At 71.0% G+C, this 12,969-nt stretch carries 10 protein-coding genes; 5 read left to right on the forward strand and 5 right to left on the reverse strand.

Features of this window, described 5'->3' with window-relative positions; translation table 11 throughout:
* Nucleotides 1-26 precede the first annotated feature (26 nt).
* Nucleotides 27-296, reverse strand: coding sequence for a hypothetical protein (locus tag ACH4S8_RS40005; RefSeq protein ID WP_398403325.1), 270 nt, complete (start codon nt 294-296; stop codon nt 27-29).
* Between the two features lie 23 nt (nt 297-319).
* Nucleotides 320-1,984, reverse strand: a complete 1,665-nt coding sequence (locus tag ACH4S8_RS40010; RefSeq protein ID WP_398403327.1) for an AMP-binding protein — start codon at nt 1,982-1,984, stop codon at nt 320-322.
* A gap of 148 nt (nt 1,985-2,132) precedes the next feature.
* Between ACH4S8_RS40010 and ACH4S8_RS40015 the strand changes: the two genes are divergently transcribed.
* On the forward strand, nt 2,133-3,740 hold the full coding sequence (locus ACH4S8_RS40015) for a (2,3-dihydroxybenzoyl)adenylate synthase (RefSeq protein ID WP_398403329.1): 1,608 nt from the start codon (nt 2,133-2,135) through the stop codon (nt 3,738-3,740).
* A 59-nt stretch (nt 3,741-3,799) separates the two neighbouring features.
* Entirely contained in the window at nt 3,800-4,519 is a 720-nt protein-coding gene (locus ACH4S8_RS40020) for a 4'-phosphopantetheinyl transferase (protein WP_398403331.1), read from the forward strand.
* On the opposite strand, the gene ACH4S8_RS40025 is transcribed toward ACH4S8_RS40020, so the two are convergent.
* The gene (locus ACH4S8_RS40025) at nt 4,474-5,679 is read right to left on the reverse strand and encodes a cytochrome P450 (RefSeq protein WP_398403333.1); all 1,206 of its coding nucleotides are present in this window, start codon (nt 5,677-5,679) and stop codon (nt 4,474-4,476) included. The genes ACH4S8_RS40020 and ACH4S8_RS40025 overlap by 46 nt on opposite strands.
* Nucleotides 5,680-6,062: 383 nt before the next feature.
* Here ACH4S8_RS40025 and ACH4S8_RS40030 point away from each other — a divergent pair, with 383 nt between their 5' ends.
* Nucleotides 6,063-7,301: a cytochrome P450 gene (locus tag ACH4S8_RS40030; RefSeq protein ID WP_398403335.1), complete on the forward strand. Its 1,239-nt coding sequence runs from the start codon at nt 6,063-6,065 to the stop codon at nt 7,299-7,301.
* 61 nt (nt 7,302-7,362) lie between these two features.
* Here the strand turns inward: ACH4S8_RS40030 and ACH4S8_RS40035 are convergent, their stop codons facing one another.
* Together ACH4S8_RS40035 and ACH4S8_RS40040 are read right to left on the reverse strand one after the other, a co-directional pair.
* On the reverse strand, nt 7,363-9,714 hold the full coding sequence (locus tag ACH4S8_RS40035; protein WP_398403337.1) for a BTAD domain-containing putative transcriptional regulator: 2,352 nt from the start codon (nt 9,712-9,714) through the stop codon (nt 7,363-7,365).
* A 1,049-nt stretch (nt 9,715-10,763) separates the two neighbouring features.
* Nucleotides 10,764-11,180, reverse strand: a complete 417-nt coding sequence (locus ACH4S8_RS40040) for a transposase (RefSeq protein ID WP_398403339.1) — start codon at nt 11,178-11,180, stop codon at nt 10,764-10,766.
* A gap of 233 nt (nt 11,181-11,413) precedes the next feature.
* On the opposite strand from ACH4S8_RS40040, the gene ACH4S8_RS40045 reads away from it, so the two are divergent.
* Together ACH4S8_RS40045 and ACH4S8_RS40050 are read left to right on the forward strand one after the other, a co-directional pair.
* Nucleotides 11,414-12,337: an immunity 49 family protein gene (locus ACH4S8_RS40045; RefSeq protein WP_398403341.1), complete on the forward strand. Its 924-nt coding sequence runs from the start codon at nt 11,414-11,416 to the stop codon at nt 12,335-12,337.
* 122 nt (nt 12,338-12,459) lie between these two features.
* Complete coding sequence (locus ACH4S8_RS40050; RefSeq protein ID WP_398403343.1) at nt 12,460-12,951, forward strand: hypothetical protein; 492 nt, start codon at nt 12,460-12,462, stop codon at nt 12,949-12,951.
* The last annotated feature ends 18 nt before the right edge of the window (nt 12,952-12,969 follow it).

Genomic DNA, 12,969 nt, shown 5'->3' on the forward strand with positions numbered 1-12,969 from the left:
CGTCGTGCTCGGGTCGGTGGTGGCGATCACGACGGCGTCCGGGCATCGACCTGGCCCAGGACGTAGGCAAGCACCTGTTCGGTGGTCTGGATGGCTCGTCCGGTCTGCTCGTCGATCGGCGGCAGGTCGAAGTCGTCCTCGATCGCGAACGCCAGCTCCAGCAGGGCGAGGGAGTGAAACCCCAGATCCTCGACCAGACGCAGGTCTTTGCCCGCCTCGAACCGCTCCCGCTCGGGGGCGAGTTGCTCGATGATCGCGAGCACGGTCTCGCGCACCTCTTCGCTGGAGTAGGACATGTGGTCTCCTGTTCTGTGGCCGGTCAGGCAGTGGTGTCGGCCGCGGCGGACACCGCGTCGAAGATGTGCTCCCGGCTGAGGCTCTGCCACAGCTGACGGCGGCGGCTCTTGCCGCTGCTGGTGCGCGGGATCGCGCCGCGCGGCACCTGGGTCACGTGCCTGCGGGTGCCGGGGCAGGCCGCGGCGAGCACGTCCTCGGCCACCTCGGCAGCCGTGGTGTCGAGTCCCTCCAGCACGGCCACGGCGTGCGGGCGCCCGTCCGCCTCGCCCAGCACGACGCAAACCCTGCTCAGGTCGAGTCCGGCCCGCCCGAGCATCAGCTCGACGTCCTCGGCGAAGAGCGAGCGGGCGTTGACCTTGACGCTGTCACCGAGCCGGCCCAGCACGTAGAACTCGCCCGCCAGCTCGAAGGCGACGTCGCGGGTGAGGAGCCGGCCGTCCTCGAAGGCGGTGCCCCCGGCAGAGCCGGCCGCGAGGTAGCCGTCGGCCAACGAGGAGCCGCGAAGCGCCATTTCGCCGACGTGGCCCTCGGGCAGCGGCCGTCCGTCCTCGCCGACGACCTGCACCGTCAAGCCGTCCAGTGCACGGCCGCAGCTGATCACCTGGACCGTTTCGCGGGACGTGGCCTCGGCCGCGAGGCTCACCTTCGCTCCGACCCGCAGGTCGTCCCGGTGCACGCGGACGGCGCGCGGGCTCTCCCCGAGGGACGCTCCGGTGACGGCGAGGGTGCTCTCGGCCAGACCGTAGGCGGGGGTGAGGGCGTTCGGGGACAGTCCGTGCGGGCGCATCAGATCGGTGAAGCGGGTCACCAGCGCGGGATCGATGCGTTCGGCCCCGACGATGACCGCCCGGGTGCGGGACAGATCGGCGCCTTCGAGGTCGGCACGGCCGATCCGGTCCACGATGCGCTGCAGGCCGAACGCCGGGGTCGCGGTGATCGTGGCGGGCCGGTCGACCCGGTTGGCGTCGAAGCGGGTGACGTACGACAGCGGGTGGCGCAGGAAGGTCTCGGGCCTGCACACCGCCAGCCGGTTGTTGCCGGAGACAGGCACCACCAGACAGCCGATGAGCCCCATGTCGTGGTGCATCGGCAACCAGGAGCACCAGGAGTCGTCACGGCCCGCCCGCTCCCAGGCGCGGATCGCGGCAGTGTTGGCGTCGAGTGCGGCGTGGCTGATCCGCACTCCGCGCGGCCTGCCCGAGCTGCCCGAGGTGAACTGGACGAGGGCCAGTTCGTCGGCGGCCCGTCGGCCGGGCCCGCCCGCGCCGAGCTCCTCCAGCAGCAGTACGCGCGGGCGTGACCCGGCCTCGGCGAGCACGTCCAGGGCGTAGTCGTGGTGGGCGGCGTCCACCACCACGGTGTCGGCGTCCACGGCGGTGACGACGGCACAGACGTGCGCGCGGGCGGCCTCGCCCGACACCCGGGTGGGGGGCGCCAGTACGCTCACCACGCATCCGGCGGCCTGTACCCCGTAGAAGGCGGCGACGAGGTCGGGTCCGGTGGAGCACAGCAGCGGCACGACCGCCCCGCGGGGCACGCCCTCCGCGATCAGCCCGCCCGAGATCCGGCTCGCCGCGTCGGCGAGTTCGGGGTAGGGCCGGTAGGCGTGGGACGTCTCGTCGAACATCTCCACGCCGGTGTCGTCGCGGGGTGCGTCGAGCCAGCTCAGCGTGTGGGGTCGGCTCATCCATCACTCCTCGTCGGGCGGCCCGGGGGCCGGGATCTCATCGGCGACGCTGGTGACGATAGGAGCGATCGCGACGGTGTCCGCCGTCTCTTTCACGGCTCTGTTCGTCCCGGGCGGCGCGGCCCGACGGGCCGGAACACTGGCTGTCATGGATGAGTTCACGCCATGGAGCGACGAGGACGCCGCCCGCTACCGGGCCGCCGGGATCTGGCGGGGGGTGCCGCTGGGCGACGCGCTGACCGAAACGGCGACGGCCTTCCCCGACCGGACCGCCGCCGTGGACCGCCGACGCCGCATCACGCACGGCGAGGTGCGCGCCGAGGCCGACGAGATCGCACGCGGTCTCCTGGCCCGGGGGGTGAACCCCGGTGACCGGGTCATGGTCCAGCTGCCGAACGTCGTCGAGTTCCTCACCGTCACGGTGGGGATGTTCCGGGCGGGCGTCATTCCGGTGTTCGCGCTGCCGGGACACCGGCAGAGCGAGGTACGGCACCTGATCGAGGCGTCCGGCGCGGTCGGCTACGTCACCACCGACCGGTTCCAGGGCTTCGACTACCGCGTCCTCGCCCGCTACGCCGCCTCCCTCCCCGGCGTCCGCACGGTGATCGTTGCGGGCGACGGCGAGGACCTCACGCCCCTGAACCGGGTCCGCGCCCAAGGCGCCGACGGCGGGCCGCTGCCTGGGGTCGACCCCTCAGGCGTCGCGTTCCTGCTGCTGAGCGGCGGCAGCACCGGGAAGCCCAAGCTGATACCGCGTACGCACGACGACTACCTGTTCAACATCTCCGCCTGCGCACGGGCTTTGGAGTTCGACGCACAAAGCGTGTACCTGGCGGCGAACCCGGCGGCGCACAACGCCGCCCTGGGGTGTCCGGGCGTGCTCGGCGCGCTGCTGGTGGGCGGCAAGGCGGTACTGGCGGCGAGCCCCTCTCCCGATGAGGTCTTTCCGCTGATCGAGCGGGAAGGGGTGACCCACACCACCGTGGTGCCCGCCCTCGCGGCACTGTGGTCCAAGGTCGCCGCGAAGCGGCCGGTGGACATGAAGGGGGTTCTCCTCCAGGTGGGCAGCTCCAAGTTCGACGAGCAGGCCGCCCGGCGCACGCAGTCCGCGCTCGGCTGCCGGATCACCAACTGGTTCGGCATCGGCGAAGGCCTGCTCACCTACACGCGCCTGGACGACGCGGAAGAGGTGGTGCACGCCACCGAGGGCCGGCCGCTTTCCGCGCTCGACGAACTTCGCCTGGTCGACGAAGATCTGCGCGAGGTACCGGCGGGCGCGGTGGGCGAGCTGGTGACCCGCGGCCCGTACACCATCAACGGCTACTGGAACGCGCCCGAGGCGAACCGCACCTCGTTCACCTCCGACGGCTTCTTTCGCACCGGCGACCTGGCCAGGCTCACCCCCGAGGGCAACCTGGTCGTCGTCGGCCGCGCCAAGGACGTGATCAACCGGGGCGGCGAGAAGGTGTCGGCCGACGAGGTCGAGGGGCACCTGCGCGGCCACGGAGCCATCGACGACGCCGCGGTGGTGGCCCGGCCCGACGCGGAACTCGGCGAGGCCGTCCTCGCGTTCGTGGTCCCCGGTGACGGGCCGGGACAGGCGCCTTCGCTGGTGGAGATCAAACGGTACCTGGCGGGCAAGGGACTGGCCGCGTTCAAGTTTCCCGACGAGGTGCGCGAGCTGCCGATGCTGCCGCGGACCCCGGTGGGCAAGATCGACAAGGTGGCGCTGCGTGCGATGGCGGCCTCCGGTTGACCCGTACGACGGCGGTCCCCGGTGTGATCCGGACGCTCTTGCCGGCGCACGCGGCGGCCTTGGAGAGCAGGTACGAACTGACCGGCCCCGAGCTCTTCGAGGCGGAACGGCGGCAGGTGGCCGACGCGTTGCCCGCGCGCCGTGCCGAGTACGCCACGGTCCGGCGTGCGGCGCGCGCCTGCCTGGCCGAGCTGGGTGTCCCGCCCGCCGCGCTGGTGCGCGGCGTCGACGGAGCGCCCCGATGGCCGGCCGGGACGGTCGGCTCCCTGACGCACTGCCAGGGCTACCGGGCAGCAGCGGCGGCACGGACCCAGGACGCCGACGGGCTGGGCATCGACGCCGAGCCGTGTGCGCCGCTGCCCGCCCGGGTGCTGGCCCGGGTGACCTCGGCGGCCGAGCGGGCTCACCTCGACGAGTTGGGGGCGGCCGGGGCGAACGTGCCGTGGTGCCGGCTGCTCTTCAGCGCCAAGGAGGCGTACTACAAGGTCTGGTATCCCGCGATGGGCTGCTGGCTGGGCTTCGACGACGCCGAGGTCCTCATCGAACCCGGCTGTGGTTCCGGCACATTCGTGGTGCGGCCGGTCTCGGGCGGCGTCCGCCGGGCCCGCCGGGCGGACGCCGCCTTCGACCCGGTCGCCACCGGCTTCCCGGTCCTGCGCGGGCGCTGGGCGGCCGACGCGGGCGTCGTGGTGACCGCGCTCATCGCGCCGGCGGGCTCGCTGCCTCGCCCGGCTCAGGCGGGACGCACGGCCACCGGAACGCTTCGGCGGGCCCAGTAGGGGAACCGGAAGCCGCCCTCGCTGGGCTCCCACACGCCCTCGCCCGCCGACTCGATGTCCGCGAAGCGGGCGACCAGCCGCTCGAAGACCACTGTCCCCTCCACCCGCGCCAGCGCCGCGCCGAGGCAGTGGTGCACGCCGCCGCCGAAACTGAGGTGCGGGTTGGGCGACCTGGTCAGGTCGGCTCGGGCCGGATCGTGGAACACTCGCTCGTCGTGGTTGGCGGAGGCGAGCAGGAGCACCACCACCCGTCCCTTGCGGATCGTCAGTCCGGCGATCTCGATCGGTTCGAGGGCCAACCGGGTGGTGGCGTGGATGGGCGCGTCGTAGCGCATGAACTCCTCCAGCGCGCTGCCGACGACACCCGGATCGGCCCGCAACTGCCGCTGGGTGTGCGGCTGCCGAACGAAGAGGTCGCCGCCGGTGGCAATGGCGTTGGTGGTCGTTTCGAAGCCCGCGTAGTAGACGAACAGCGCGTTGTCGATGATCTCCTCATCAGTCAGCGGCTCCTCTCCCTCCTTGACCGCGGCGAGCATCCGCGACAGCAGGTCCTCGCCCGGACGGCGCCTGCGCTCGCGAACCAGCCCGGCCATGTACTCCCGCAGCTCGACCACGGCCCCGTGCGCCTCGTGCTGTTTGTCCGACGGGATGAAAACCGCGAACGCCTGGGCGAGCGAGGTGGACAGGCGGGCGATGTCGGCCCGGTCCGGGCCGGGGATGTCCAGCAGCTCGCTCATCACCGTCATGGGTACGGGCACGGCCAGGTCGGCGACGAGGTCAAAGCGGCGCTCGTCGGCGAACCGGTCCAGCAGCCCGTCGACGAGCCGGGCGACGGGCTCGCGCAGACCGCGCACCATCGCCGGACTGAGCGACTTGACCAGCAGTCGGCGCAACCGTGTGTGGTCAGGCCGGTCACGGTCGACGACGATGCGCCGCAGATAGTCGTTGGCCGGCCCCTCGCCCACCGACACCGCCTGGTACTCCTCGGGGAACTCCCGGCCGAGCCGGGGGTCACGGAGCAGCGCGGAGACCTCCTCGTGCCGCGAGAAGACCCACTGTCCCGGGCCGCCCCGGCAGACCGGGCCGTAGTCGCGCAGGCGGCGGTAGACCGGGTAGGGGTCGCGCACGGCGCGCGCGTCGTCCATCAAGAAGCGCGGCATGTTCAGCACGGTGTTCAACGCTGCGTCACCTCCCGGCACCCTCAGGTGCGCGGCTCGGGTCCGGTGGTTCCCTTAGGGCCTGTCGTCACATTCCCGTCGTCGCCCGGAGGGCGGCCTCGCGGCGTCTGGTGCGTGCTCTCGGCGTGCCGGGTGGAAGCCCTCGTACTGGACGTACTTGGGCTTTCGCCCGGTGCGGCGAGAGTGCGTGCCAGGCGTTGCGAGGCAGACGGGAATGTGACGACAGGCCCTAGCCCACCCAGTCTGCGGGCCTGGTGCGGAGTGCCGGGCGGCGATGAAGGACTGGCGACAGGTTCCCGCGTCCCCGCTCCCGAGCTGACAAGCTCACCGGACACCACGCGCAAGCCTCAGGAGGTGTCGGCCGCATGCGAGAGCTGCCCGTCAAGTTCGACTCCCGCGATCCCGCCGTGGTCGCAGACCCCTACCGGGTGTACGCCGGTCTCCGCGCGGCCGGCCGGCTGGCCCGCGGCGCGGCAGGCCAGTGGGTGGTCTCGCACCACGAGGATGTCAGCCGGTTGCTCAAGGACCGTCGGCTCGGGCACGAGTACCCGCCGGAGTACCACGAGTTCTCCACCGGTGCGGGGCCCGCCAACGAGTTCCTGAAGCGGATCGTGCTGGACCAGGACCCGCCCGCGCACACCTTCCTGCGGGAAATCATGCAGCGTTCGTTCAGCCCCGGGCTGATGCGCAGGCTGGAGGACTACGTCGCCACGCAGGTGGACCGGTTGATGGCCGAGGCCCAGGAGCGGGCGGGCGCCGGCGGGGTGCTCGACGTGGTCGCCGATCTGGCCTTCCCGTTGCCGGTCACCGTGGTCTGCGAGCTGATCGGCATCCCGGACGTGGACCGGGCCGCGGTGCGGCCGCACGCGGTGGAGCTGGCCAAGGCGTTCGCCCTGTACGTGCCTCCCGAGGAGCGGGCGGCGGCGCACGAGGCGGTGACCTGGCTGCGCGACTACGTCTCGGCCCTCGTCCACGAGCGGGCCAGACAGCCGGCCGACGACCTGATCAGCAATCTGCTGGCCACCCGTGCCGCGCGTCCCGGCTTCGACTGGGAGACCCTGGTGGACAACGTGGTCTTCCTGTTCTTCGCGGGCTTCGAGACCACCACCAACCTGATCTCCACGGCCTTCTCCGCGCTGCTGCAGCACCCTGCCCAGCTGGCCCTGTTGCGCGATCGGCCGGAACTGGCGGTCCCGGCCGTCGAGGAGTTCCTGCGCTACGACGCGCCGATCCAGGCCACCGCGCGCTACGTGAAGGAAGCGGTGGAGATCGACGGCCGCACCGTGCGCGCGGGCCGCATCCTGGTGCTGCTGCTGGGTTCCGCCAACCACGACCCGGCTCGGTTCGCCGACCCCGAACAGCTCGACATCACCCGCACCCCCAACCCGCACGTGAGCTTCGGCGGCGGTGTGCACCACTGCCTGGGCGCCGCACTGGCCCAGGTGGAGGGGCGCGCGGTGCTGCGGTGGCTGGCGCACTCCCCGGCCACGCCGACCGCGGCGGGCGTCGTCGAACGGCGGCCCAGCGTCACCTTCCGTGCCTACCGCAGCATCCCTGTCAGGCTGGAACCCGCCGCGCGGCCGCGGATGGCGTCCTCGCCCTGATCCTGCGGCCGTACCGCGCCCGCGCGGACGGGAAACGACCCGGCCGGGCCCTGGGCTCCCCTCAGCCAGGTCCCCAGGGTCCGGCCAGACCCAGCGCCGTCGCGGTCAGCGCCGCGCCCTGCTTCAGCAGGCCGGTACGGCGGCAAGCGGCGGCAAGACCGAGCAGCGCCGCCTTGAACGCTTCGGCCGCTCTCGGACCGGTGGCACCGCCGTCGCACTCCCCGCCCCTCTCCTCGTCGTCGAGGTCCTGGCAGCCGTCCGTCGACAGGACGAACCGCAGGTTGCGCGCGAGCTGTGCGGCCGGCCCGAAGAACTCCTCGTGCCCGGAGCCGCACAGCAGCGCCAGCATCGCGGGTCCCTCCCGCTCGCAGATCTCCGTCGCCTCCTTACGGCTGTTGATCTCGGGGAGGTAGGGGACGACGTCGTGTCCGGCGCCGGTCCCGTCGTCCGGTCGGCCGAGCAGAAGGCAGCTCCGGGTGCTGACCGCCAGGTGGTAGGCGAGCAGCCGACGGAGCGCGGAGCGCCGCTCACTGCTGGGCAGGAGCAGCTCGAACTCCGCCGTGCCCACCGTGACACCGGCCACGAGCCCGTGCAGGCAGTAGCGGTCGACGTGGGGCTGTTCGAGGAGGTTCACGTCGACCAGTCCCTCCAGCAGCAGTTCGGCCTCGGGCGGGCTGGTGCCGAGCAGGGCGGCCGCCTCGTACGCGTCCATGCACGCGTCGGGCACCAGTGCCAGCACGCACAGGGCGTGGTGCTGCGCCTTCGTCAACGCGTCGAAGGAGAGCTGGATCACCGACCGGACGCTCCGGTCGCCCGCCTGGAGTTCGACGGGGCGCCTGCGCATGTCGCCGAGGCGCTCCACCAGGTGGGACAGGGTCCATGTGGGGCGGCTGCGCAGTTTGGCGGCGGCCAGGCGCAGTGCCAGCGGGAGTCCGCCGCAGTGCGCGATGAGCCGTTCGGCCGCCTCGGGTTCCAGTTCGTCTCCGAGCAGCCGCACGATGAGTCTGCGGGAGTCGGCCGCGCTCATCCGGGAAACCGGACAGGGCTCGGTGCCGTCGAGACCGTAGAGACGACGGCGGCTGGTGATCAGGGCGAGGGAACCGTCACCCGGCGGCAGCAGCGGAACGATCTGCGCCTCGCTCGCGGCGTTGTCGAGCAGCAGCAGCACCCTGGAATCGGCCAGCCGGGCACGCCACATGGCCACCTGGCTGTCCAGGTCCGTCGGAATGTGCGTCTCCTCGGTCCCCAGTGAGCGCAGGAGCACCTGGAGCGCCTCGGTGGGTTCGCGGGGCTCCGCCCCCGGGCTGAACCCGTGCAGGTCGACGTAGAACTGGCCGTCGGGGCAGTCCTGGGCCAGCAGGTGGGCCGCGTGCAGGGCGAGGGCCGTCTTACCGATGCCGCCCATCCCGTCGACGCAGATCAGCAGCGGTCCCGAGCCCCGCGAGTCCGCCCGGGCGGTCCTTAGCAGAGTGTCCACCTCTTCCCGTCGGCCGACGAAGTCGGTCAGCCCGTGGGGCAGGGTGCAGGTGGCACGGATGTCCGCCTTCTGGACCCGCAGTGCCACGTGCTGTCTACCCGCGTCATGCTGCGTGACGGTGCCCCCCTGGTAGGAGCGGGGCGGGGCTCCGGTCCTCAAATAGGCGAACGCGTTCCCGCGCAGCACCGCTTCGTGCACCTGGGCCAGCGAGTGATCGGGGTCTATGCCCAGTTCGTCGCGGAGCAGGGTGCGTATCTCGGCGTACTCAGCGAGCGCATCGGCCTGCCTTCCCGAGAGGGACAGCGCAAGCATCAACTGGGCGCGCAGGTCCTCCGCGAGCGGGTGCTGTGCCACCAGGTCCCGAAGGTCTCCTATCACCAGCCCCGGCGGCGCCGAACGCAACCGCAGGGTGATCAGTTCCTTCTGCACCGCGAGCCGGCGCTCCTCCACCACCCGCGCGGCCGCGCGAATCAGACCGTTCTCCAACTCGTCGCCGTCGACGACATCGGCCGCGACCTGGCCACGGAAGAGAGACAGAGCCGTCTGCAGTTCCGGGATCACCTGGACCTCGCCGGCTCCGCCCTCCATGAGCTTTCGGATCCGTAAGCGGCGTTGGTTGAACTCCACCAGGTCGGACTCGGTCGCGTCGACGTTCAGCCGGTAGTTCGGTCCGTCGGTCAGCAGATAGTCACCCGCACCGGGTATCGCCTGGCGGAGTTGGGCAACCGCCTTGCGGACCTGGTTCGAGGCGGTCGCCGGGCGGCACGGACCCCAAACCGCCTTGGCGAGCCTGGGGGTGCTGAGCACCACGCCCGGAGACAGCATCAGCGCGGTGAGCACGCGGCGCGCCACGGTGCTGGGCAGACGAGCAGGGGAGTCCCCACAACGCACCGCGACCGGTCCCAGCACCTGGAAGCGCAAGCCTTCTTCTCTCAAGGTCATACGGTCGGCTCGCAGAACGCGGGCTGGCCCGTCCGCCGCTCCCCCGCGGCGGTGACAGACCTCGGACGTCGACGGTCAACCGACGAACCCGATCCGTCCCGCACGAAGGCACGCACGTGCGAAGGCCGGGCCGTCCCGGTCGAGGACGCGGTGTACGGGCCTGGTAAGGCCCACGATCCGGTCGCCGTACAAACGGACTTCAGGCCATCCATCCATTCCCCCTCGGACCGAACCGGGGCTGAAACCCAGCCCATGCTGCTGATCAGCCAACCCACGTCACCGGGTGATAATCCCGGAAGTATCCAAAGACTTGGCATTACGGCCGTACTCTGCCTCTTGAACCGGGACGATGCCGGACATCATCTTTGTCCGCTACACAAGTCTCCGCCACGATGCAGGGCAATTCAGGCCATCAGCGCCGAATGAGCGTCGGCTGAACTCAACCGGAACTCTGCGGCACAGGCCCGGAAATGGCCAACAGCCTGCGACCGAAAGTGATTTCACTTTCACCGAACGGGCCCGCCCGCGAGTTCGCCCTCCGGCCGGGTGCGGCCCCGCACCCGGGTTCCCGGCCGTACCGTGCCCAGCGGTGCGGCGAGCCGCCCGGCCCCTCCTGGGACACCGCCGGCCCGGTGTCCGTGCCGGTCCCCTCCAGGAAGCGGCACACGATCTCGCGGCCGACGCCCCGGCGCCGGCCTCCCACGATGCGGCCGACACCACTGCTGCGAGGGGCCGATGCCGCAACCAAGCCGTGCTCGCCGCTCCGCCGCACCCGTGCGCCGCACGCCGGCCGTCCCCCTACGCCGTGGCCCTGTTTCTCACGCGAAGGCAGAGAGGGTACGCGCCGAACGGGCGGCGAAAATCGGCGCGACAGGAAAGCGGCAGGATTTGACAGGGCCGCAGGAACCGCCTACTGACGGCACGTCACGCCCGATACCTCACGGGGTCGGGGAACGCCTGCCCCACCTCTGGCGGCCGCTCGGTTGCGAGGTTGCCCATCTGCCGCACAAGTGCGTTTCCAGCAAACCAAATTGGTACGGAATTCAAGAAGTCCGCGCCGGAAGTCGGAAGTTCCCACGTGAAAGGACGTCCGCGGGCGCGACTCGGCGGGGATATCGAAGATGGCCGAATGATCGGGACCTCGTTCGGGAGCAAGAACGTGCCTGGCGGTCGACCGGTTCGCGCTCACGCTCGCGCAGCACCGTCAGCATCCGCTGCCACACGCCTTCTTGCTGCCGTCGCCGCCAGTAGTGGTAGACGGTCCGCCACGGCGGCAGGTCATGCAGCAGCAGCCTCCAGGCGCAGCCGGCCCGCAGCCAGTACGCCAGCGCGTTGAGGATCTCCCGCCGCGTGCGTTTCGCCGGCCGACCACCGGGCTTGACCGCCGGAACCAGCGGACAGAGGATCTCCCACTCCGGATCGGACAGATCCGTCGAGTAAGGGGTACGCAGCCCGCCCACCCCAGCCCCCGAAAGTGCGACACCACCTCGCTATCAGGCCACTTGCCCGCACGCGGCGGGTACCCGGAGCGGGTTCGGGCTGGAGGGCGTCGGTTCAACCGTGATGACCCAGCTCATCGAGCCGATCGACGGCCGCGAACATGTACCGAGATGCCGTCCCGTCCAGGGACAGGCGGGGGATCCGGCAATTCGAGTGGGATGCACTGTCAGTGGGCGCTGCCAGGATGGCAGGCATGACGATCAAAGACGTAGTACGTCACACCGTTGCAGAAGAGCGGATCGAGCAGGCTCTCGAGGACATGTGGGGTCGGGCTTTCGGCCGGTGGCACGGGATGCGTTACGGCGACATGCCGCTGCGGCAGGGGCTCAGGGAACTCGGTGAGGAGCTGACCGGCCACATCGCCGCGCGCACCGTCTCCGATCCGGCCCTGTGCACGCCCGACTCGCGCACCGCTGCGATCACGGCTGCGGAGTGTGCTCTGGGCGTGCTGAGCCTGGCATGTTTCCCCGATGGTGACTTCTCGGTTCCTCTCCCGCTCGTGGAGAAGACTCTCAGCAGCGAGGAGCTTCACTACGAGGAGGAGTGGGAGCCGCTCCATCCGGCGACGACGGCTCGTACGTGGACCGATGCGTTCGCGTGGTCCGTGATCAGCGGCCTGATATGGGACCGGGATCGGGTGATCGGTCCGCTGCTGCGCGAGGACTATGCGCCCGAGATCCGTGACGGTGTTCCGTACTCGAAGCGGGAGTCGGTGTCGGCCCCGGCCGATCTCGCCGAGATGGACGCCCTGTGCGGCTACCTGACTGTCGTCGAAGGGCGCTATCCCGGCGCAGTACCGGGGCCGGTGCCGCTGGGCAAGCCGGATGCCGCCGAGCGGGCCCGTACGGCCGAACAGCTGGATGCGGCCGGGACGCTGACGGAGGACCAGCGGCTGTTGCGCGTCCTGCTCGACGACGACCGGGCCGCGTTCGAGCAGGCCCTTGTCGAACGGCTCGAGGCGCACCGCGCGAGCATCGGCGCCGACCCAGCTGCCCGGAGCCTGCTTCCGGTGGGGGCCGTCACGCTCATCGCCCTCGCCCGTCTGGCCCACGGCTGGCAGCTGGACATCCGGTCCGCCTATCTCCCCGAGGCACTGGTGAGCGCCCCACAGCAGTGAGCGCCTGGTGCTCATTGCTGAACCGGTTACGGAAGCCGGCCAGCGCGGCCCCGCGCTCCTACTCGGGTCACGTCCCCGGACCCAGTGAGAGGTGGGGCTCACCTGGTGTTTAAGGTGCGGGCATGGCTGTCCCTGAGATGATCCCCATCGCCCATGAGCCGGGCTACCGAACGAGCACCATCGGCCGGTTCAGCGGCGGCCAGTTTCTGGCTTCGGTCACCTATGCGTTCCCGGACGGGTTCGTGAGGGGGGACGGCTGGGAGGAGCAGAAGCGGCTCTTCGTCGTGCTGCACACGTTCGACCGCGACGGGCACCATCAGGAGTCCGACGTCTGGTGCGCCGGTACTTGGGCAGAGCAGATGAAGCGGCCGTACGACGAGCGTTCCGTGGCTGCCCGCGCGCAAGCCCGGCTGGCCGATGTCCTCGCCGGCCTCGCAGATCGTGAGTACTGCGACATCGCGATCCGACCGTTCCAGGTCACCTTCGATGGTGTGGTCTTCGGCCTCATCACGGAGTGCCATGCCGAGGACGAGGACGGCGAGCACGACTGGGCCGAGTTCTATCCGGATCGGTTGGGCTTCTCGGCTCCGTGGAAAGGCGAGTACGACACCTGACAGACCGAGCGGACAGCT

The sequence above is a fragment of the Streptomyces sp. NPDC021080 genome (genome assembly GCF_044333225.1).
Classification (GTDB): domain Bacteria; phylum Actinomycetota; class Actinomycetes; order Streptomycetales; family Streptomycetaceae; genus Streptomyces.